The sequence below is a fragment of the Bradyrhizobium vignae genome, from assembly GCF_004114425.1.
Taxonomy (GTDB): Bacteria; Pseudomonadota; Alphaproteobacteria; order Rhizobiales; family Xanthobacteraceae; genus Bradyrhizobium; species Bradyrhizobium vignae.
This window is the reverse complement of the sequence record NZ_RDQF01000055.1, coordinates 1-21752: the sequence shown is the minus strand read 5'-3', so window position 1 is coordinate 21752 and position 21752 is coordinate 1. Positions and strand designations below refer to the sequence as shown.

Annotated in this window: 18 protein-coding genes, 1 tRNA gene and 1 pseudogene; 5 read left to right on the top strand and 15 right to left on the bottom strand. The window is 63.0% G+C overall.

Annotated elements, in window-relative coordinates; all coding sequences use genetic code 11:
- Nucleotides 1-15: 15 nt before the first annotated feature.
- From rpoC to EAV90_RS31485, 10 genes and pseudogenes are all read right to left on the bottom strand, one after another.
- Nucleotides 16-4212: a DNA-directed RNA polymerase subunit beta' gene (gene rpoC / locus EAV90_RS31530; protein ID WP_122402691.1), complete on the bottom strand. Its 4197-nt coding sequence runs from the start codon at nt 4210-4212 to the stop codon at nt 16-18.
- A gap of 129 nt (nt 4213-4341) precedes the next feature.
- A complete protein-coding gene (gene rpoB / locus EAV90_RS31525) occupies nt 4342-8466 on the bottom strand; it encodes a DNA-directed RNA polymerase subunit beta (protein WP_122402690.1) in 4125 nt (1374 codons plus the stop codon).
- Between the two features lie 517 nt (nt 8467-8983).
- Entirely contained in the window at nt 8984-9364 is a 381-nt protein-coding gene (gene rplL / locus EAV90_RS31520) for a 50S ribosomal protein L7/L12 (protein WP_122402689.1), read from the bottom strand.
- 54 nt (nt 9365-9418) lie between these two features.
- A complete protein-coding gene (rplJ, locus tag EAV90_RS31515) occupies nt 9419-9937 on the bottom strand; it encodes a 50S ribosomal protein L10 (RefSeq protein ID WP_025037001.1) in 519 nt (172 codons plus the stop codon).
- Nucleotides 9938-10523: 586 nt separating this feature from the next.
- Nucleotides 10524-11476, bottom strand: a pseudogene (locus EAV90_RS31510) (2-hydroxyacid dehydrogenase).
- A gap of 90 nt (nt 11477-11566) precedes the next feature.
- On the bottom strand, nt 11567-12259 hold the full coding sequence (gene rplA / locus EAV90_RS31505; protein ID WP_025037003.1) for a 50S ribosomal protein L1: 693 nt from the start codon (nt 12257-12259) through the stop codon (nt 11567-11569).
- A gap of 6 nt (nt 12260-12265) precedes the next feature.
- The gene (gene rplK, locus EAV90_RS31500) at nt 12266-12694 is read right to left on the bottom strand and encodes a 50S ribosomal protein L11 (protein ID WP_011088164.1); all 429 of its coding nucleotides are present in this window, start codon (nt 12692-12694) and stop codon (nt 12266-12268) included.
- A 133-nt stretch (nt 12695-12827) separates the two neighbouring features.
- Nucleotides 12828-13382 carry a transcription termination/antitermination protein NusG gene (gene nusG / locus EAV90_RS31495; protein WP_028146088.1) on the bottom strand — a complete coding sequence of 185 codons (555 nt, stop codon included), beginning with the start codon at nt 13380-13382 and terminating at the stop codon, nt 12828-12830.
- On the bottom strand, nt 13382-13573 hold the full coding sequence (secE, locus tag EAV90_RS31490; protein ID WP_122402687.1) for a preprotein translocase subunit SecE: 192 nt from the start codon (nt 13571-13573) through the stop codon (nt 13382-13384). The genes nusG and secE overlap by 1 nt, the downstream gene beginning before the upstream one ends.
- A gap of 323 nt (nt 13574-13896) precedes the next feature.
- Complete coding sequence (locus EAV90_RS31485) at nt 13897-14976, bottom strand: class I SAM-dependent methyltransferase (protein WP_244607968.1); 1080 nt, start codon at nt 14974-14976, stop codon at nt 13897-13899.
- A gap of 2 nt (nt 14977-14978) precedes the next feature.
- Between EAV90_RS31485 and EAV90_RS31480 the strand changes: the two genes are divergently transcribed.
- Nucleotides 14979-15284, top strand: coding sequence for a hypothetical protein (locus tag EAV90_RS31480; RefSeq protein WP_122402686.1), 306 nt, complete (start codon nt 14979-14981; stop codon nt 15282-15284).
- A gap of 88 nt (nt 15285-15372) precedes the next feature.
- On the top strand, nt 15373-15645 hold the full coding sequence (locus EAV90_RS31475) for a hypothetical protein (RefSeq protein WP_122402685.1): 273 nt from the start codon (nt 15373-15375) through the stop codon (nt 15643-15645).
- A gap of 132 nt (nt 15646-15777) precedes the next feature.
- Here the strand turns inward: EAV90_RS31475 and EAV90_RS31470 are convergent, their stop codons facing one another.
- Complete coding sequence (locus tag EAV90_RS31470) at nt 15778-15960, bottom strand: hypothetical protein (protein ID WP_122402684.1); 183 nt, start codon at nt 15958-15960, stop codon at nt 15778-15780.
- Nucleotides 15961-16147: 187 nt separating this feature from the next.
- Here EAV90_RS31470 and EAV90_RS31465 point away from each other — a divergent pair, with 187 nt between their 5' ends.
- Complete coding sequence (locus EAV90_RS31465; protein WP_129145682.1) at nt 16148-16333, top strand: PRC-barrel domain containing protein; 186 nt, start codon at nt 16148-16150, stop codon at nt 16331-16333.
- 294 nt (nt 16334-16627) lie between these two features.
- On the opposite strand, the gene EAV90_RS31460 is transcribed toward EAV90_RS31465, so the two are convergent.
- Nucleotides 16628-16819 carry a hypothetical protein gene (locus tag EAV90_RS31460; RefSeq protein WP_129145681.1) on the bottom strand — a complete coding sequence of 64 codons (192 nt, stop codon included), beginning with the start codon at nt 16817-16819 and terminating at the stop codon, nt 16628-16630.
- Nucleotides 16820-17419: 600 nt separating this feature from the next.
- A tRNA-Trp gene (locus EAV90_RS31455) sits at nt 17420-17495 on the bottom strand.
- Between the two features lie 149 nt (nt 17496-17644).
- On the opposite strand from EAV90_RS31455, the gene EAV90_RS31450 reads away from it, so the two are divergent.
- Nucleotides 17645-18880 carry a serine hydrolase domain-containing protein gene (locus EAV90_RS31450; protein WP_164937194.1) on the top strand — a complete coding sequence of 412 codons (1236 nt, stop codon included), beginning with the start codon at nt 17645-17647 and terminating at the stop codon, nt 18878-18880.
- Nucleotides 18881-19055: 175 nt separating this feature from the next.
- Here EAV90_RS31450 and EAV90_RS31445 read toward each other — a convergent pair whose 3' ends face one another.
- Nucleotides 19056-19823, bottom strand: a complete 768-nt coding sequence (locus EAV90_RS31445) for an SDR family NAD(P)-dependent oxidoreductase (RefSeq protein WP_122402678.1) — start codon at nt 19821-19823, stop codon at nt 19056-19058.
- 33 nt (nt 19824-19856) lie between these two features.
- Nucleotides 19857-20555, bottom strand: a complete 699-nt coding sequence (locus EAV90_RS31440) for a histidine phosphatase family protein (protein WP_164937193.1) — start codon at nt 20553-20555, stop codon at nt 19857-19859.
- A gap of 132 nt (nt 20556-20687) precedes the next feature.
- On the opposite strand from EAV90_RS31440, the gene EAV90_RS31435 reads away from it, so the two are divergent.
- The gene (locus tag EAV90_RS31435; protein WP_129145679.1) at nt 20688-21473 is read left to right on the top strand and encodes an SDR family NAD(P)-dependent oxidoreductase; all 786 of its coding nucleotides are present in this window, start codon (nt 20688-20690) and stop codon (nt 21471-21473) included.
- Nucleotides 21474-21752: the final 279 nt, after the last annotated feature.

Genomic DNA, 21752 nt, shown 5'->3' with positions numbered 1-21752 from the left:
CCTACGGATGAATCATCATTCCGCAGGCGGCAGCGCCATCGGCTCCGCTTCCGGCGCGGGCGACACGACGGCCGCCTGCTTCTCGCGCTCATCCAGGATCAGCTTGTCGCGCTTCATGGCGACTTCGCGGATCTTGGCCATGGAGGCGCCGGTACCCGCCGGGATCAGCCGGCCGACGATGACGTTCTCCTTGAGGCCTTCGAGCGGATCGATCTTGCCGTTGACCGCCGCCTCTGTGAGGACGCGGGTGGTCTCCTGGAACGATGCCGCCGAGAAGAAGGACCGGGTCTGGAGGCTCGCCTTGGTGATGCCGAGCAGGACCGGCGTTCCCGTGGCGGGCTTCTTGCCCTCTTCCTTGGCCTTCGCGTTCAGCGCGTCGAACTCGATCTTGTCGACCTGCTCGCCGGAGATCATGTCCGTATCGCCCTGATCGGTGATTTCCACCTTCTGGAGCATCTGACGGACAATCACCTCGATGTGCTTGTCGTTGATGAGCACGCCCTGCAGCCGGTAGACCTCCTGGATCTCGTTGACCAGATAGGCCGCGAGTTCCTCGATGCCCTTCACCGCAAGGATGTCGTGCGGCGCCGGGTTGCCTTCCACGATGAAGTCGCCCTTTTCGACGACGTCGCCGTCCTGAAGGTGGATGTGCTTGCCCTTCGGGATCAGGTACTCGCGCGGCTCGTCGGTCTTGTCCATCGGCTCGATCGAGATGCGACGCTTGTTCTTGTAGTCGCGCCCGAACCGGATGGTGCCCGCGATTTCGGCGATGATCGCCGCATCCTTCGGGCGCCGAGCCTCGAACAGTTCCGCCACCCGCGGCAGACCGCCGGTGATGTCACGCGTCTTGGCGCTTTCGGTCGAGACACGGGCGAGGATATCGCCCGGCTGGACCTTGGCTCCGATATCGACCGAGAGAATGGCGTCGACCGACAGCATGTAGCGGGCATCGCCGCCACGGGCGAGCTTGAGCACCTTGCCGTCCTTGCCCTTGACCACGATGGCCGGACGCAGGTCCGAGCCGCCGCGCGTCGAGCGCCAGTCGATGACCACGCGCTTGGCGATACCCGTGGCTTCGTCGAGCGTTTCCGAGATCGACTGACCCTCGACCAGATCCTCGAAGCCGATGGTTCCCTCGACTTCGGTGAGCAGCGGACGGGTGTAGGGATCCCACTCCACGATACGCTGGCCGCGCTTGACCATGTCGCCCTCGTCGACGTGCAGGCGCGAACCGTACTGGATACGGTGCGTCGCACGCTCGGTGCCGTCGGCATCGACGATCGCAACGACCATGTTGCGCACCATCGCGATCAGGTGACCTTCGCTGTTGCGGGCGATGGACTTGTTCCTGATCACGATCTTGCCGTCGAAGTTGGCTTCGACGAAAGACTGCTCGTTGAGCTGCGCCGCACCGCCGATATGGAAGGTGCGCATGGTGAGCTGGGTGCCCGGCTCGCCGATCGACTGCGCCGCGATGACGCCGACCGCTTCGCCGTGATTGACCGGCGTGCCGCGGGCGAGGTCGCGGCCGTAGCACTTGCCGCAGATGCCGTTGACGAGTTCGCAGGTCAGCGCCGAGCGGATCTTCACCTCCTGGATGCCGGCCTGATGGATGGCATCCACGTGGCTTTCTTCCATCAGCGTGTCGCGCTTGACGATCACCTTACCCGAGCCGTCACGCACGTCTTCGCAGGCCGTGCGTCCGAGGATGCGCGAGCCGAGCGAGGCGACCACGGTGCCGGCGTCGACGATGGCGCGCATCTTGATGCCGAGCTTGGTGCCGCAGTCACTCTGCGTGATGATGCAGTCCTGCGCCACGTCGACGAGACGACGGGTCAGGTAGCCGGAGTTCGCGGTCTTCAACGCGGTGTCCGCGAGGCCCTTGCGGGCGCCGTGGGTCGAGTTGAAGTACTCGAGCACCGAGAGGCCTTCCTTGAAGTTCGAGATGATCGGCGTCTCGATGATCTCGCCCGACGGCTTGGCCATCAGGCCGCGCATGCCGGCGAGCTGGCGCATCTGGGCCGGCGAACCGCGGGCACCGGAGTGAGCCATCATGTAGATCGAATTGATGTCGGCGTCGGCTCCGCTCGCCGTCTTCTTGGTGGCGGAGATCTCCTTCATCATCGCCTTGGCGATTTCTTCCGTGGCCTTCGACCAGGCATCGACGACCTTGTTGTACTTCTCGCCGTGGGTGATCAGACCGTCGTTGTACTGCTGCTCGAAATCCTTCGCCAGCGTACGAGTGGTGTCGACGATCTTCCACTTGCCGTGCGGCACGACCATGTCGTCCTTGCCGAACGAAATGCCGGCCTTGAACGCATTGTAGAAGCCGAGCGCCATGATGCGGTCGCAGAAGATCACCGTCTCCTTCTGGCCGCAGTGGCGGTAGACCTGGTCGATGACGCCCGAGATCTCGCGCTTCGTCATCAGCTTGTTGATGATCTCGTACGAGATCCGCGGATTCTTCGGCAGCAGGTTGCCGAGCATGACGCGGCCGGCGGTGGTCTCGATCCAGCGCTTGGAGACCTTGCCGGTCTCATCCATGCCTTCCCACCGGTACTTGATCTTGGTGTGGAGGTGGATGACCTTCGCATGCAGCGCGTGCTCGAGCTCGGCCATGTCGCCGAACACCTTGCCTTCGCCGGGCAGGCCTTCGCGCATGATCGAGACGTAGTACAGACCGAGCACGATGTCCTGCGACGGCACGATGATCGGCTGGCCGTTCGCCGGATGCAGGATGTTGTTGGTCGACATCATCAGGACGCGCGCTTCCAGCTGCGCCTCGAGCGACAGCGGGACGTGCACGGCCATCTGGTCGCCGTCGAAGTCGGCGTTGAACGCGGAGCAGACCAGCGGGTGAAGCTGGATCGCCTTGCCCTCGATCAGCACGGGCTCGAACGCCTGGATGCCGAGGCGATGCAGCGTCGGCGCGCGGTTGAGCAGCACCGGATGCTCGCGGATCACCTCGTCCAGGATGTCCCAGACCTCGGGTCGCTCCTTCTCGACCAGCTTCTTGGCCTGCTTCACGGTGGTGGACAGGCCCTTGGCGTCGAGCCGCGAATAGATGAACGGCTTGAACAACTCGAGCGCCATCTTCTTCGGCAGGCCGCACTGATGCAGGCGCAGCTCGGGACCAACCACGATCACCGAACGGCCCGAATAGTCGACGCGCTTGCCGAGCAGGTTCTGGCGGAAGCGGCCCTGCTTGCCCTTGAGCATGTCGGCGAGCGACTTCAGCGGGCGCTTGTTGGCACCGGTGATGACGCGGCCGCGCCGGCCGTTGTCGAACAGCGCATCGACCGCCTCCTGAAGCATGCGCTTCTCGTTGCGGATGATGATGTCGGGCGCGCGCAGCTCCATCAGCCGCTTCAGGCGGTTGTTGCGGTTGATGACGCGGCGGTAGAGGTCGTTCAGGTCCGACGTCGCGAAGCGGCCGCCGTCGAGCGGCACCAGCGGACGCAGGTCCGGCGGGATCACCGGGACCACGGTCATGATCATCCATTCCGGCTTGTTGCCGGAGTGGCGGAACGCTTCCACGATCTTCAGGCGCTTGGCGAGCTTCTTGTGCTTGATGTCGGAGTCGGTCTCCTGCATCTCGGCACGCAGCGAGGCTTCGAGCTTCTCGAGGTCCATGCCCTTGAGCAGCTCGCGGATCGCCTCGGCACCGATCATGGCGGTGAAGGAATCCTGGCCGTACTCGTCCTGCGCCTTCAGATACTCGTCTTCCGACAGGAGCTGGCGGTCCTTCAGCGCGGTGAGGCCCGGCTCGAGCACGACGTAGTATTCGAAGTAGAGGATCCGCTCGAGATCCTTCAGCGTCATGTCGAGCAGGAGGCCGATGCGCGAGGGCAGCGACTTCAGGAACCAGATGTGGGCGACGGGGGCTGCGAGCTCGATATGGCCCATGCGCTCGCGCCGGACGCGCGACAGCGTGACCTCGACCGAGCACTTCTCGCAGATGATGCCCTTGTACTTCATGCGCTTGTACTTGCCGCACAAGCACTCGTAATCCTTGATCGGCCCGAAGATGCGGGCGCAGAACAGACCGTCGCGCTCGGGCTTGAAGGTCCGGTAGTTGATGGTCTCGGGCTTTTTGATCTCGCCGTAGGACCAGGACAGAATCTTCTCGGGGGACGCGATCGAGATCCGGATCTGGTCGAAGACCTGAGCCGGCGTCGTCGGGTTGAAGAGATTCATAACTTCTTGGTTCATCGTCTTCTCCTCGCGTGCCGGTCGCCTCCGGCCGCAAATTCGAAAATCACTCAAGCGGGGCGCCCTGCCCTCAAGGCCTCGGGAGGGGCGCCAATGCCCGGCCGTGAAGGCCGGGCATGACAGGTCGAATTACTCGGCCGCTTCCGACGTCGGCGCCGGTCCCATCTTGGAGTTGTGCAGGTCGACGTTGAGGCCGAGCGAGCGCATTTCCTTGACCAGCACGTTGAACGATTCCGGAATACCGGCCTCGAACGTGTCGTCGCCGCGCACGATCGCCTCGTACACCTTGGTGCGGCCGGCGACGTCGTCCGACTTCACCGTCAGCATCTCCTGGAGCGTGTACGCCGCGCCGTAAGCCTCGAGCGCCCACACCTCCATTTCGCCGAAGCGCTGACCGCCGAACTGCGCCTTGCCGCCCAGCGGCTGCTGGGTGACGAGCGAGTACGGACCGATCGAACGCGCATGGATCTTGTCGTCGACGAGATGGTGCAGCTTGAGCATGTAGATGTAGCCCACCGTCACCTTGCGATCGAACGGATCGCCGGTGCGGCCGTCATAGACGGTCGACTGCCCCGAAGCATCGAGACCGGCAAGCTTCAGCATCTCCTCGATATCGGCTTCCTTGGCACCGTCGAACACCGGCGTCGCGATCGGCACGCCGCGGCTGAGGTTATGGCCGAGTTCGAGCAGCTCGTTGTCGTTGAGCGACTTGATCGTCTCGTCCTCGCCGTAGACTCTCTTCAAGGTTTCCTTCAGCGGCTTGATGTCCTGCTTCGACAAATAGGCATCGACCGTCTGGCCGATACGCTTGCCGAGACCGGCGCAGGCCCAGCCGAGATGGGTCTCGAGGATCTGTCCGACGTTCATGCGCGAGGGCACGCCGAGCGGATTGAGCACGATGTCGGCATGCGTGCCGTCTTCGAGGAACGGCATGTCCTCGATCGGCACGATCTTCGACACCACGCCCTTGTTGCCGTGGCGGCCGGCCATCTTGTCGCCGGGCTGGATCTTGCGCTTCACCGCGACGAAGACCTTGACCATCTTCATCACGCCGGGCGGCAATTCGTCGCCGCGCTGAAGCTTCTCGACCTTGTCGAGGAAGCGCTGTTCCAGCCCCTTCTTCGACTCGTCGTACTGCTTTCGCATGGCCTCGATCTCGGCCATCAGCTTGTCGTTGGGCGAAGCGAACAGCCACCACTGCGACTTCGGGTACTCCTCGAGCACCGCACGGGTGATCTTGGTGTCCTTCTTGAAGCCCTTCGGACCCGCAATGCCCTGCCGCCCCTCGAGCAGCTCGGCAAGACGGTTGTAGACGTTGCGGTCCAGGATCGCCTGCTCGTCGTCGCGGTCCTTGGCGAGGCGCTCGATCTCTTCCCGCTCGATCGCCAGCGCACGCTCGTCCTTGTCGACGCCGTGACGGTTGAACACGCGCACTTCCACGATCGTGCCCTGCACGCCCGGAGGAACGCGCAGCGAGGTGTCGCGGACGTCGGAGGCCTTCTCGCCGAAGATGGCGCGCAGGAGCTTCTCTTCCGGCGTCATCGGGCTTTCGCCCTTCGGCGTGATCTTGCCGACGAGGATGTCACCGGCGCGCACTTCCGCACCGATGTAGACGATACCGGCTTCGTCGAGGTTCTTCAGCGCTTCTTCCGAGACGTTCGGAATGTCGCGGGTGATTTCCTCAGGTCCGAGCTTGGTGTCGCGGGCCATCACCTCGAACTCCTCGATGTGGATCGAGGTGAAGACGTCTTCCTTCACGATCCGCTCGGAGAGCAGGATCGAGTCTTCGAAGTTGTAGCCGTTCCACGGCATGAACGCGACCAGCACGTTCCGGCCGAGCGCGAGCTCGCCGAGATCGGTCGACGGACCGTCGGCGATGATGTCGCCCTTCTTGACGATGTCGCCGACCTTCACCAGCGGACGCTGGTTGATGCAGGTCGACTGGTTTGAGCGCTGGTACTTCATCAGACGGTAGATATCGACGCCCGACTTGGTCGGATCGAGATCTTCCGTGGCGCGGATGACGACGCGGGTGGCGTCGATCTGGTCGATCACGCCCGAGCGGCGCGCCGCGATCGCGGCGCCGGAGTCACGGGCAACGACGCCCTCCATGCCGGTGCCGACGAACGGCGCCTCGGCGCGGACCAGCGGCACCGCCTGGCGCTGCATGTTCGAGCCCATCAGCGCGCGGTTGGCGTCGTCGTTCTCGAGGAACGGGATCAGCGCCGCGGCGACCGAAACGAGCTGCTTCGGCGACACGTCCATGTAGTCGACCTTGTCGGGCGTCATCGGCACGACGTCGCGCGTCCCGCTCGAGCGGCAGACCACGAGGTCTTCGGTGAAGCGGCCCTTGGCGTCGACCGGCACGTTGGCCTGGGCCACGGAATAGCGCCCTTCCTCCATCGCCGACAGGTACACGACCTCGTCGGTGACACGACCATCCTTGACCTTCCGATACGGCGTCTCGACGAAGCCGTACTTGTTCACGCGCGCGAAGGTCGCGAGCGAGTTGATCAGGCCGATGTTCGGACCTTCCGGCGTCTCAATCGGGCAGATGCGGCCGTAATGCGTCGGATGCACGTCGCGCACCTCGAAGCCGGCGCGCTCGCGGGTCAGACCGCCCGGTCCAAGCGCCGAGAGACGGCGCTTGTGGGTGATCTCGCTGAGCGGGTTGGTCTGGTCCATGAACTGCGAGAGCTGCGAGGAGCCGAAGAACTCGCGCACGGCGGCAGCCGCAGGCTTCGCGTTGATCAGGTCCTGCGGCATGACCGTGTCGATGTCGACCGAGGACATGCGCTCCTTGATCGCGCGCTCCATGCGCAGCAGGCCGATGCGGTACTGGTTCTCCATGAGCTCGCCGACCGAACGCACACGGCGGTTGCCGAGATGGTCGATGTCGTCGATCTCGCCCTTGCCGTCGCGCAGATCCACCAGCGTCTTGATGACGGAGAGGATGTCCTCCTTGCGCAGCGTGCGCTGGGTGTCCGGCGCATCGAGGTCGAGGCGCATGTTCATCTTGACGCGGCCGACCGCGGAGAGGTCGTAGCGCTCGGCGTCGAAGAACAGCGACTGGAACATGGCCTGGGCCGATTCCAGCGTCGGCGGCTCGCCCGGACGCATGACGCGGTAGATGTCGAACAGCGCGTCCTCACGCGTCATGTTCTTGTCGGCCGCGAGCGTGTTGCGAATGTAGGGACCGACATTGACGTGGTCGATGTCGAGCAGCGGCAGCTCCTTGTAGCCCTGCTCGTTGAGAGCCTTCATCAGCTTGTCGGTGATCTCCTCGCCGGCTTCGGCGTGGATCTCGCCGGTCTTCGGATTGACGAGGTCCTCGGCGACGTAGTTGCCGACCAGCTCCTCGTCCGCCATGCGCAGCGCCTTCAGCCCCTTCTCCTGGAGCTGGCGGGCGGCGCGGACGGTGAGCTTCTTGCCGGCCTCGAGCACGACCTTGCCGGTGTCGGCATCGATCAGGTCGTTGACGGTCGAGTAGCCGCGGAAACGGTTGGCGTCGAACGGAACGCGCCAGCCTTCCTTGGTCCGCTTGTAGAGGATCTTCTTGTAGAACGTGGACAGGATCGCTTCGCCGTCGAGGCCGAGCGCGAACATCAGCGACGTCACCGGAATCTTGCGGCGACGGTCGATACGCGCATAGACGATGTCCTTGGCGTCGAACTCGATGTCGAGCCAGGAGCCGCGATACGGGATGACGCGCGCTGCGAACAGCAGCTTGCCCGAGGAATGGGTCTTGCCCTTGTCGTGATCGAAGAACACGCCGGGCGACCGGTGCATCTGCGAGACGATGACGCGCTCGGTGCCATTGACGATGAAGGTGCCGTTCATCGTCATGAGCGGGATGTCGCCCATGTAGACGTCCTGCTCCTTGATGTCCTTCACCGACTTGGCGCCGGTTTCCTCGTCGATATCGAACACGATGAGGCGCAGCGTCACCTTGAGGGGTGCGGCGAAGGTCATGCCGCGCTGGCGGCACTCGTCGACGTCGTATTTCGGCTGCTCGAACTCGTAGCGGACGAATTCCAGCATCGAGGTGCCCGAGAAGTCGGAGATCGGAAACACCGAGCGGAACACCGCCTGCAGACCCTCGTCGAGACGGCCGCCCGGGGGTTCGTCGACCATCAGGAACTGGTCATAGGACGCCTTCTGAACCTCGATGAGGTTCGGCATCTCGGCGACTTCCTTGATGTGTCCGAAGAACTTGCGAACGCGTTTGCGACCGGTGAATGTCTGCTGCGCCATCGTGGCCTCTCATTTTCGTCGCCCGCTCTGGGCGCGCCGTCCGGAACGCGGCTGCCACCGCTTTCCGGGTTGAATTTTCGAACCCGTCTTGGGGGCCAGAGACGCAGCTTCAGGTGCGAATGTCCTGAATCCGTTCTTCAGACCTTCAAAACGCAAAACGACGCGCGGGGCGCAGATGCGCGCCCGCCCGTCACAACGATCGTCTTCACGGACTGCAAAAGCCCGAAATAGCCTGCTCTCCCAACGGCTTACAGGGAAATCCGGCATCCCTGCCCACCGCGCTTTCGTGCTGCCGACCCGATATGGGGCGACAATAGTGCAGATTCGAGGGTCAAACCCTCAAATCCCCACACTTTTTCGTGTTCGGCCTGCGTAGGGTCGTTCCGTCGCATGCCTTTTGCATTCGGCCCCTGTCTTTCAGGTCGTCATGGCCGGGCTTGACCCGGCCATCCACGATCTTCGGACGAGATCCCGGGCCTCGCTTCGCGAGCCCGGGATTTCGCTGAAGTAACTTGCGTTACTTCAGCTCGACCTTCGCGCCAGCCTTCTCGAGCTGGGCCTTGATCTTGTCGGCTTCTTCCTTGTTCACGCCTTCCTTCAGCGGCTTCGGAGCACCCTCGACGAGGTCCTTTGCTTCCTTCAGGCCGAGACCGGTGATGGCGCGGACTTCCTTGATGACCTCGATCTTCTTGTCGCCGGCGCTGGCGAGAACGACCGTGAACTCGGTCTTCTCTTCCGCCGGAGCGGCAGCGCCGCCGCCAGCACCCGCCGGGCCGGCCACGGCGACAGCCGCGGCAGCCGAAACGCCCCACTTCTCTTCGAGGAGCTTCGCGAGTTCAGCAGCTTCGAGCACGGTGAGGCTCGAGAGGTCGTCAACGATCTTCTGCAAGTCAGCCATTGTTCAGTTTCCTTGAGTGTAAGTCTGGTTCGGGTTTGAGTTTTGCGAAGGGCGTCAGGCCGCTTCGCCCTTTGAGGCATGAGCCTGGATGACGCGCGCGAGCTTGCCCGCGGGAGCGTTGGCGAGCTGGGCCAGCTTGGTCGCCGGGGCCACGATGAGGCCGACGATCTTGCCGCGCAGTTCGTCAAGCGACGGCAGCGAGGCAAGCGCCTTCACGCCGTCGACATTCAGGACGGTCTTCCCCATCGATCCGCCGACGATGACGAACTTTTCGTTCGCCTTGGCGAATTCGATGGCGACCTTCGGCGCCGCTACCGGATCGTTCGAAGTGGCGATCACGGTCGGTCCCTTCAGCATGGGACCGATGGCAACGACGTCAGTGCCTTCAAGAGCAATTTTGGCGAGACGGTTCTTCGAGACCTTCACCGCAGCGCCCGCCTGCTTCATCTGCTGGCGCAGCTTCTGCATCTGGGCGACGGTGAGGCCGGAATATTGAGCAACGACCGCGACGCTCGTGGTCTTGAAGACCTCATTGAGCTGTTCGACCGCTTCTTTTTTTGCCGCTCGTTCCACAGCAAGCTCTCTCCGGTTGGCGGTCATCGCGAGAAGCGGGACCGCCGGGTTGCACCCATCGTCCCGCCCAAACCTGAACCTCCGGGTCAAAAACCCATCAGACACGCCGGGCAAGACGACAATTCAAAGCCTGCCCTCCGGGAGCCCGTTAGAGGCCCACGGCGTGTCGAGGTCCGAACCAGACTCTTTTCGCGAAGCCAGCCCTTAAAGCTGGGTGCGAAGTGAAATCCGGTCTTCACCCGTCTATGCAGGCCATGCGATTAAGCCGTTGAGAAATCGAAATTTCCCGCGGGCGCCTGCAGTCTTGGACAGGACAAGGTCAGCCGGCGAACCGTCCGACCTCTGCCCGCACCCCAGCCAACCGACGGGTTTTCCTTCCTTTTCCGGCAAATCCTTGCGGACGTCCTGAAAAGGAATGATCTCCTGCCGTGTCGGGTTTTCGGAATGCGTGCACGGACGCGCCAGCCGAGGCCGGCACGTCCGGAGGCGGTTCTTTAACCGCTCCGGGCCTGCTTGCCAAGAGCAAAATTCACACCAGTTCCAAGCTATTGCCGACAGGGCTTGGGATGGCCCAACAGGGACCGATTCAGGCCGATTTGACGGCGTAAGGCAGCGGCTTGCCCTCGAAAAACGCCGCCAGGTTCGCCAGCACACAATTCTGCATGGCAACGTGCGAGTCCAGGGTGTGGCCGCCGATATGGGGGCGAACACGACGTTCGGGAGCGCGGTCAGCGCGTCGGGCGCGTGCGGTTCCTTCTCGAAGACGTCGAGGCCGGCCCCCGCGATGGTCTTGTCGGTGAGCGCCGCGACCAGGGCCTTCTCGTCGACGACGGAGCCGCGGGAGATGTTGACGACGTAGCCGTCCGCGCCGATTCGCCTGAGGATATCGGCGTTGACGACATGTTGGGTCTCGGCCCCTGCCCGCACCGCGATCATCAGCACGCTGCACCAGTCGGCCAGCGCCTCCAGCGACGGGAAATATTGATAGGGCAGATCGTATTTGGTGCGACTGTAGTAGCCGACCTCGCTCTCGAAAGCGACGCAGCGCGCGGCGATCTTGCGTCCGATCTCGCCCATGCCATAGACGCCGATGCGGCGGCCGGGCATGCCGGCCTGGGGACGCATCATCGGCGATTGTTTCGAGGCCGCCCAGTCGCCGCTGCGGACATACTGGTCGGCCACCAAAATCCGCCGCGTCGTCGCCAGCATCAGGGTCATCGCAATGTCAGCGACGGAAGCCGCATTTGCGCCCGGACTGTGGCCGACCGCGATATTGCGGGCGGCGGCGGCCTTCAGGTCGACGCCGTCATAGCCGGTGCCGTAGCAGACGATGACGCCGAGCTTTGGAAACAGGTCCATCGCCTCTGCCCCCAGCGGCGAGCCGCCCGCGGTCAGCAGCGCACGGATGCCGCCGAGCACGTCGGCCGGAAACACCTCCCGCGCCGGCTTGCCGCCGGTGTCGAGCAGTTCGAACCGCTCGGCGAAACGCACCATCATCGACTTGGGAAAGCGCGAGTAGATCAGGACCTTGTCAGCCATTGTTCTTGTTTCCAGTCAACGCCACCACAAACGACGAGGGGCGGAATCGGTCGCCCAATTCCGCCCCCCGCCTCATGCAATTTTCAAACTTCAGCCGAGAATGGTCCCCGGCTCGACCTTCACGCCGGGGCCCATCGTCGAGGACACCGCAACGCGCTGGATGTAGGTGCCCTTGGAACCGGCCGGCTTCGCCTTGGAGACGGCGTCCGCGAGAGCCTTGATGTTCTCGACCAGCTTCTCCTCGGAGAACGAGGCCTTGCCGACACCGGCCTGCAGAATGCCGGCCTTCTCGACCCGGAACTCGACCGAGCCGCCCTTGGCACCCTTCACCGCACCTGTGACGTCCATGGTCACGGTGCCGATCTTCGGGTTCGGCATCAGGCCGCGCGGGCCGAGCACCTTACCGAGGCGGCCGACCAGCGGCATCATGTCGGGGGTGGCGATGCAGCGGTCGAAATCGATCGTGCCGTTCTGCACCTTCTCGACCAGGTCCTCGGCGCCGACGACGTCGGCACCCGCAGCCTTGGCCTCATCGGCCTTGGCGCCGCGGGCGAACACGCCGACGCGGAGCGTACGGCCGGTGCCGTTCGGCAGGGTCACGACGCCGCGGACCATCTGGTCGGCGTGACGCGGATCGACGCCGAGATTGATGGCGACCTCGATGGTCTCGTCGAACTTCGCTTTCGCGCGCTCCTTGACCATCTTGATGGCGTCCGCGAGCGGGTAAAGCTTTTCGCGGTCAATGCCTTCGCGGGCTTTGTTCAAACGCTTTCCGATTGCCATGGCCGCTTACCCCGCAACTTCCAGACCCATCGAACGGGCGGAGCCCTCGACCATCTTCATGGCCGATTCGATGGTGTCGCAATTCAAGTCCTTCATCTTCTTCTCGGCGATCTCGCGCACCTGCGCCTTGGTCACCTTGCCGGCCTTGTCACGGCCCGGCGCCTTCGAGCCGGACTGGATCTTGGCCGCCTGCTTGAGGAAGTAGGACATCGGCGGCGTCTTCATCTCGAAGGTGAAGGAACGGTCCGCATAGATGGTGATGATCACCGGGATCGGGGTGTTCTTCTCTTCCTTCTGGGTCTGGGCGTTGAACGCCTTGCAGAACTCCATGATGTTGAGACCGCGCTGACCGAGCGCGGGACCGATCGGGGGCGAAGGATTCGCCGCACCGGCCGGGACCTGAAGCTTCAGGTATCCGGTCACTTTCTTTGCCATGTATCACTCCTGTTGTGCCGGCGATTGCCGGCGGTTTCAGGTTCGTGGTCTGGGTCGGATGCGGCTGGCAACCGCCCTCTCCCTCCCACGGCCTCTCTTTGCGCGAAGCCTTTCGGCCTCACGCGTTACCCGGTCAGACCTTCTCGACCTGACCGAATTCCAGCTCGACCGGCGTCGCGCGGCCGAAGATCGACACCGCGACCTTCACGCGCGAGCGCGCCTCATCGATTTCCTCGACCACACCCGAGAACGAGGCGAACGGGCCGTCGGCCACGCGCACGTTCTCGCCGATCTCGAACGACACCGACGCCTTCGGCCGTTCCACGCCTTCCTGCACCTGGTGCAGGATGCGCATGGCCTCGGCTTCCGAGATCGGCATCGGCTTGTTTTCCGCGCCGAGGAAGCCGGTGACCTTCGGCGTGTTCTTGATCAGATGGAACGCCTCGTCGGTCAACTTCATCTTCACCAGCACGTAACCCGGGAAGAACTTGCGCTCGGCGTCGATCTTGCGGCCGCGGCGCACTTCCGTGACCTTCTCGGTCGGAACCAGCACCAGCTCGAACAAATCCTCGAGCCCACGCTGCTTGGCCTGCTCGCGGATCGATTCGGCGACCTTCTTCTCGAAGTTCGAATAGGCGTGGACGATGTACCAGCGCTTGTCGGACACTTGAGCGGTTGCTGTTGCCATCAGTGAATGCCCAGGACGAAGGTGATGAGGTAGCGGATGATCTGGTCGGCGGCGAAGAAGAAGATCGAGGCCAGCGCGACCATGACGAACACCATGATGGTGGTGATCGTGGTCTCGCGGCGGGTCGGCCAAGTGACCTTGGCAGTCTCCGAGCGCACTTCCTGCAAGAACTTGAACGGGCTGACTGCCATCGTCTAGGGTCCAGCGTCCGTCGACAGACGCGAATGAATTTCAGGGATCCGAACAGCCGACGTTGGCCCAGCCCTCTGTCTCGAAGGATGAGCCGGAAACCGGGCTCGATTGTTCGGGGATTTCAAAGCCGCGCCGGAGATCCGCGTCTAACGGGCCGGCTGCGAGTGCGGGGTATCTACTGCGGATGGGGCCAAAGGTCAAGATATAGAGAGTTCGTGCGGGCAAGCCGCCTTCCCCCGGACGGCCGTGCAGAGACCATGTGGATCAAGGGGTTATCCACCGCCCGCAAGGCGCCGGGGAGACCATCGGCAGCCCGGCACAGTCAGTCGGCCCGATCCACCATGGAAATGCCAGGCAGCGGCACCACGAACTTTCCACCTTCGGCGAAATAGCGAGCGTGCTTTGCCCGGATCGGGTCGACATAGCGCCAGGCGAAGACCACGACGAAGGCGGGCTTGCGCTCGTAAAGGGCGGCCGGAGGCAGAATCGGAATGTCGTAACCCGGGCCGGCCATCACGTTCCCCTTTTTTGGGTCGTCGTCCACCAGGAAGTCGATCTTGTTCTCCAGGCCGAACTGCGGAAGCAGGGTCGTGGTGCCGACCGAGACGCCGTAGCCGGCGACCAGCTGACCACGCGCATGGGCGGCATCCGCCATCGCGACCAGCTCGTCGCGGATGGCAGCGATCCTCTTCACATAGGGCGCATAATAGGCCGGCTGATCGACACCGAGCCGGTCCTCCTCCGCGATGAAGCGCGCGACCTCCGCGGACGGCTTCTTCGCACCGCCGGCGCGCTGGACCGTCACGCGGATCGAGCCGCCCTTGGTCCAGATGTGCTGGACGTCGATCACTTCCATGCCAAGCCGGGCGAAAAAGCGCGTCAGCGGCTTGATGTTAAAATACGACAGATGCTCGTGATAGACGGTGTCGAGCAGGTTCTTCTCGGTGACATCGACGCCGTATTGCGTTTCGAACACGAACAATCCGTCCGGCGCAAGCACGTCGCGAACCCCGATCACCAGCGGATCGAGATTGTCGACATTGGCGATCATGTTGTTGGCGATCACGACGCTCGCCGCACCATGGCTCTGCAGGATGCGGTGCCCGATCGCATCGGTGAAGAAATCGCCGATAGTCTCGATTCCCGCTTCCGTCGCGCGCCGCGCGATGTCGACTGCAGGATCGACACCCAGCACACGCATGCCGCGCTCCTTGAAGAAGCCGAGCAGCGATCCGTCGTTGCTGCCGAGCTCGACGACCAGCGAACCCGGCGCGATGCCGAAGCGGCTGACGACGTCGTTGGCATAGCCTGCGAAATGCTCTCGCAGGCCGAGCGAGAGCTCGTCATCTGAAGGCCATTGAAATTGACGAGCTATATGGGAAGCTCGAGCAAAAGCTGGCACCGATGACCGTCAACCACGTGCACCGGTGTTTCAACTCGTGCCTGTCGACCGCAGAGCGGAAAGGGATGCTTACCAGCAACCCGATGACCCGGATCGAACAACTTCCCTCGGCCGGCGAGAGCGATCACGGCTTGGCGCTTGATGAGCCGGACCTCAAGAACCTGGTGAACGGGTTCAAGCCCTCCCCGGCCATGTACGCTCCGGTCGCGGTCGATGCCGCGACTGGCGTTCGCCGCAACGAGCTTCTGGCCTCCGCTGGATCGACTTCACTCCAGAGCAAAAGACCCTCAGGGTCGAGCGAGCTCTAGAGATCACCAAGAAGTTCGGGATCCCTTTAAGATACCTAAGACGTGGCGCGGAAAGCGCACGATCGCTCGGGACGAGGGGACCGTCACTTTGCTGCTGGCCGAGCGGGCGAAGCTCCAGCGCCTTCTGGCGGGCATTGCCTTTGATTCCTCTGTTAAACACGACGAGAGCGCGGCGGGGGAAATCATGAAAGGAATGTTTTGGCTGGTACTGGCACTTGGGGCCGGGTACTGGCTCTATACCGACTGGCAAGCCTCGGGCAGCTTGACGGGAAAAGCTTTTTACGAGGCATGTTGGGAGCGGGTATCCGACTTCACCAAACGCCCTAATCCATGCGGGCGAAAGCCGTGCTGGTATTCGTAGAGCTGGCGGAAGATGTAGGTGGGCGAACGCCCGGCGATGCCCGGCACGACGTCGGTGCCGGTCAGCTTCTCGCCATGGCAGGCGGCGCAGGCGATCTCCGGCTTCGCGGCCAGCCCGCGGCCGGCGGGGACGCTACCGGGGCGGCACGTAGGCGGTAAAGCGGACGCGCGCGTCGCGGTTGACGAAGCGCCCGACGTCCGTCGGCGTCTCGATGATGCGCATTCCGATCGGCTCGCGTTCATCGCCTTTAGTGACGAAGAACCAGCCGGCGACCGTCGGTTTCGGCACGGTCTCAGTCTCCACCACATCGACCAACTTTGGCCTCTTTCGAACGCCGAAGGGCGCGCAAACCTGTCTCGACAATCGCGTTGCTCTGTAACTCATTGCGGACTGCAAGAGTTCCGATTGCGTGCTCGCGTCAAAATACCAGAGTGGTGATATAAGAATTGGCACCAAACAGGGTGCATTCGTGAGTGCTGCAAGTACCGGCGACGCGCGAGCGATGAACATCTTGCGCGAACTGCACGAGGCCGAGATGGAGCTGGTCGGCAAGACCGTCGTTTTGACTGACGGCAAGGCTGGCACAATTGATCGCGTCTTCCTCGATGATGAGCACGGACTTCGCATCTCGGTCGCGGGACATGAAGGTCGCTGGCCGGTTTCGACGGTGAAACACATTGAGGGCTGACGCGCCCGGTGGCAGCATCCCCTCCCAGCAGCGCGCGCTCGACGACCTGCGATCAATCAGTGAATGGTTGACTTCACCGGGTCTGCCGATTGATCGAGAGCTGTACTATTCTCCTCGGCCTCTCGCACTCGGCCTCGAAGGGTCTCAAGTTCGGCAAGCTGAGAAAGAAGCGCCTGAGCGCGCAGGCACAGGACAACGCGGTTGTACGCCCGATTACGGTTACTCATTGCAGGCCCCCCGATGTTTGAAGAGTTGGCTCCTTGTCGGTTCTCATTCCCTGTTGCAAGGGTTTTCTCACCCGGCCAGATCAAGCGAGCTGGTCGAGCTACCGACGTTGCATTCGCGGAAGTGGGACGACAGCTCAAGCTCAGCCAAGTGCTCCCAGCATTCCGCGTCCGCGAGGAGTTTCCATTGGTTCATGCTGTTGTACGCGGCCTGTTGACGGCACAGAGAACCCATCGCGCGCAAGCGTCGCACCTTCTCCACTGCGAACCTCCTTCGGACTTGCTTTTCGCAAGCCATTGTTTGTGTCGGATTGAAAGTCTCGCAGATTAAAATGACGAGTGAAAGTCCGGTGTTTGACTGGTTTAGATGACAGCGCAATCGTCTGACTTTTTGTCTGGACGAGTGCTAAGCATTGACGCGATCCAAAAACGCATCGCAGAATGAAGGTGCTCTTCCGAACCTCAAGCCCCCCAATTTTCGGAAGCGCTGTTAAGGAAGGTGACGGCTCCAGTCCCACAACTGGAGCCGTTTTTTTTGGTGGCTCATCGAAACCAGACTTGGCGACGCAAAGGATGCAGGCAAACGCACTCATTTTCGGGGTTCAGATGTCTCATTATCTGCTGTGCGTTCGGTTATCGGAACAGCACGATCGGCGGACTTGGGCCGCTATGGCCGCGGTCGTCGGAGACGATCGCCCCACTGTTGCGGTCCTATGCGAGGTGGACGAAGAAAACTGATGCGAAGGTGGCCGAGGCTATCGCCAACCTGTCGAAAGCGATGACCTGATCCGAGAAGTGTCCGGAAAAGTGTCCGCGTTCCGAAAACGTTCGATCTGGTCCGCCGCTAAGTCACTGATTTGACTGGCAGGAGTGGCAGGGCTCGAACCTGCGACCCCCGGTTTTGGAGACCGGTGCTCTACCAATTGAGCTACACTCCTATAGACCCAGCGTCGCCGCGGATCAGGGGCGCTTTCAAGCACAGAGAGCGGCCGGTTTGCAAGGGTGAACCGCGCCGGCTTCGCTTGTTTGTGCCGGGCTTTCTGGGCCACAGTCCATTGGCCATAACGAAAAACAATCGGGAGTGCCCATGACCGTTACAACGACCGCCACAGCCGCCCAACAGGCACCGATCGCGCTCCACACCCCGCCTTTGCCGGAGGCCCGCCCCGAGACGCTCGCGCTGTCGCGCCCCCGTCTCCAGGCCATGTCTGATGCCTTCAGCCGCGAGATCGACAAGGGAACCGTTCCCGGGGTCACCGTACTGGTGGCGAGGGGCGGCCAAATCGGCTGGTTCGAGGCGCTCGGCAAGCAGGGCCCGGCGGGCGCGGCGCCGATGGCGCGCGATTCGATCTTCCGCATCTTCTCGATGACCAAGCCGATCGTCTCGGTCGGCATCATGGCGCTGGTCGAGGACGGCCAGCTCCTGCTCAGCGACGCGGTCGCAAAATTCATCCCGGAGTTCGCGAGCCAGCAGGTCGGCGTCGTCAAGGACGGCAAGTTGGAGCTGGTGCCGCCGACGCGGCCCATGACCGTGCAGGACCTGCTCCGCCACACCTCCGGCCTCACCTACGAGCACCAGGGCGACGGCCCCGTGCACAAGCTCTACCAGGACTCCCGCGTCCGCAGCCGCAAGATCACCAATGCCGAGCATGCCGCACTGGTGGCGAGCTTTCCGCTGGTCTGCCAGCCCGGCGCGGAGTTCAACTACAGTCGGTCCACCGACATCCTTGGCCGCATCATCGAGGTCGTCAGCGGCAAAACGCTCGGCACGTTCCTCACCGAGCGCGTGCTCGCGCCGCTCCAGATGGCCGAGACCGGCTTCTCGACCCCCGCGGCCAATGCCGGACGTCTTGCCGAGCCATTCGCGACCGACCCCTGGACCGGCGACAAGGTCGCGCTGTTCAACATGCTCGAGCAGCCGGTGATGGAGTCCGGCGGCGGCGGCCTGGTCTCGACCACGATGGACTATGCCCGCTTCTGCCTGATGCTGCGCAATGGCGGCACGCTCGACGGCAACAGGATCATCGGCCGCAAGACGCTGGCGCTGATGGCGTCCGATCATCTCGGGCCGCATGTTGTGACGAATGGCACGCTGCTGTCGCCCGGCCACGGCTTCGGTCTCGGCTTTGCCGTGCGCCGAGAGGCCGGCATCGCCCCCTTCCCTGGCAGCGTCGGCCAGTATTTCTGGAGCGGCATTGCCGGCACGTTCTTCTGGATCGATCCGAAGGAGGATCTGTTCGCGGTCTTCATGAGCCAGGGCCCGGGCCAGCGCGACTACACGCGAACCCTGGTGCGGGATCTGGTTTACGCGGCGGTGGAGTGAGGTCCGCGCTTAGGCGCGACCCTTATACCCACATTTACGGGGCATCCAGTACGACCTGCGGCAGCAGTTCGTTCACGCAACTTCCGCCGCGGAGTACTGGATCGCCCCGCCTTCGCGGGCGATGACACTGGTTGTGGGTAGGCTGCGTGCCGCTTCCCTTCTGCGCTCTATCGCCTCAACTGATCGTCGCGCCGCCGTCGATCACCATGGTCTGGCCGGTCATGAAGTCGCCGGCCTTCGAGCCCAGGAACACCGCCGCGCCCGCGATCTCGTCGGGGATGCCGATACGCAGCAGCGGCGAGCGTGAGGTCGAAGCCTTCAGGTTCTCCGGATTGTCCCACAGCGCTTTCGCGAAATCGGTCTTGATGAGGCCGGGCGCGATACAGTTCACGCGGATATTGTGCTTGCCGTATTCGCAGGCGAGATTGCGCGCGAGCTGCATGTCGGCGGCTTTCGAGATCGCGTAAGCACCGAGGATGGTCGAGCCCTTGAGGCCGCCGATCGAGGAGACGATGATGATCGAGCCGTCCTTGCGCTCGATCATCTGCGGCACCACCATCGAGATCAGCCAATTGTTGGCAACGATGTTGTTGTCGAGGATCTTCCTGAACTGATCGTCGGAGATGCCGGCGAGCGGACCGTAATACGGATTCGACGCCGCATTGCAGACCAGCACGTCGATCTTGCCGAAGGCGCGGTTGCTCTCGTCGACGAGGTTTTGCAAATTCTCTTTCGACGAGATGTTCGCGGCGATCGCAACGGCGGTGGCCTTGCCGAATCTGTCGTTGATGCTCTTCGCCACCTGCTCGCACACGTCGGCCTTGCGCGAGGAGATCACCACCTTGGCGCCGTGCTCGGCCATGCGCTCGGCGATCGCGAGCCCGATGCCGCGCGTCGATCCCGTGATGACGGCGACTTTCCCCTTCATGTCGAACAAGGTCATGTTTCTCTCCCAGATTGACTTTCGTATTCAGTGTCAGGCGAGCTTCTTGACCTCCGGTCCTGCCGGCTGATGCATCGCCGCGTGCGCGTCATCTGCGATCCAGGGCTGCTGGTTGACCATCGGCAGCCGCCAGACCGTGCGTTCGGGACTGGCAAAATAGTCCAGCCGCGTCACCGAGCAATTGTCGATGTCGAACGAGAGCCCCCGCTCCGGCTGGCCGTCGAGCGCAAGCCCGAGTGCCGCCTTGATGGTGCCGCCATGCGCGACCGCGATGATGTCCTGCCCTGCCGCCTCGTTGTTGATCCGGTCGATGGTGCGGCGCGTGCGGTTGTAGAGATCCATGAAGCTTTCGCCGCCTGGCGCGGGCTCGTTGATATCGGCGAACCAACTGGCGCCGACGGGACGGCTCGCGATGAATTCAGCGCGGTTCATGCCCTGCCAGCGGCCGAGATTCTGCTCGGCAAGATCCGCTTCCCACTTCATCGACGCAGGCCTTGGAAAGCCGGCGGCCCAGATCGCCTCGGCGGTCTGATGCGTGCGCATCAGATTGCTCGAATACCAGACTGCCTTGCGTGGCAGCACCTTGGCAACAGCGTTGAACACATAGGTGTCGCTGGTATCGCAGGCGATGTCGGACTGGCCGTAGATGTTGCCGCCGTCATTGCGCACTGGCGCGTGCCGGACCCACCACCATCGTGTTATGACCACATTCGGCCTGTCTGCACCAGCCATCGAAACCCTTCCATCCCGTGTGATGTCGCTGTACGTCAGTAACGAACGTGTCTCAAGACACTTTACCGTTTGAAATCTTGTTTGAAATTCCGTCGCGCGGCAAGGGCCGCGTGCGAGCAAAGGGAGAAACGCATGGGCCGCCTGCAAGGCAAATCCGTCATCATCACCGGCGCCGGCAGCGGCATCGGCCGTGCGGCTTCGCTGCTGTTCACCAGGGAAGGCGCAAAGCTGATCGCGGTCGATCGTACCGAGGCGGTGAAGGAGACCGTCGAGGAGGTGAAGAAGGCCGGCGGCATTGCGGAAGCCATGGTGGCGGATGCCGGCTCCGAGGCCGACGTCATCGCCGTGATCGACAAAGCGGTGAAGACGCATGGCCGGCTCGACGTGATCTGGGCCAATGCCGGCATCTCCGGCGGCCTCGTTCCGCTCGCCGAGCAGACAGTGGAGCACTGGCAGGAGATTTTGCGCGTCAATCTGATCGGGCCGTTCCTCGCGGTGAAATACGCGATGCCGCATATGGTCAAGCAGCAGTCCGGCGCGATCGTGCTGACCGCGTCCGTCGCGGGCCTCAAGGCCGGCGCCAGCGGGCATCCCTATGCGGCGAGCAAGGCCGGCGTGATCAGCCTGGTGCAGACCACGGCCTATTCGCTCACCGGCACCGGCGTGCGCATCAACGCGGTATGCCCGGGCCTGATCGAAACAGGCATGACCAAGCCGATCTTCGACCGCGCCAAGGAGCGCGGCACCCATGACAAGATCGGCCAGCTCAACCCGCTGAAGCGTGCGGGACAGCCGCACGAGCTCGCCGCGATGGGGTTGTTTTTGGCGAGCGACGAAGCGTCCTATGTGAACGGCCAGGCGTTCCCCGTCGACGGAGGCTTGACGGCATCCATGCCGTATACGGGGAAGCCGGTTTAGTTCGTACACTTTGTGTCCCGGACGCGCTGCAGCGCGCAAGCGTTGCGGCGCAGAGCCGGGACCCAGCAGGCGTCGCGCACAGCTGCCTCAACATCGTCATTGCGAGCGGAGCGAAGATTCCATGGGGAGTGGATAGCGACCAGGTCTGAGGTCAGACTGAGGGTTGCTGAATCCATTCAACCTGGAGACGACGATGTTGCTCGATCATCCTTCCGACGGACTGGCCGCTATCCGCACGCAGTTTGGCGCAATTTTTGTGTCATTGGAACTGAGCCGTTC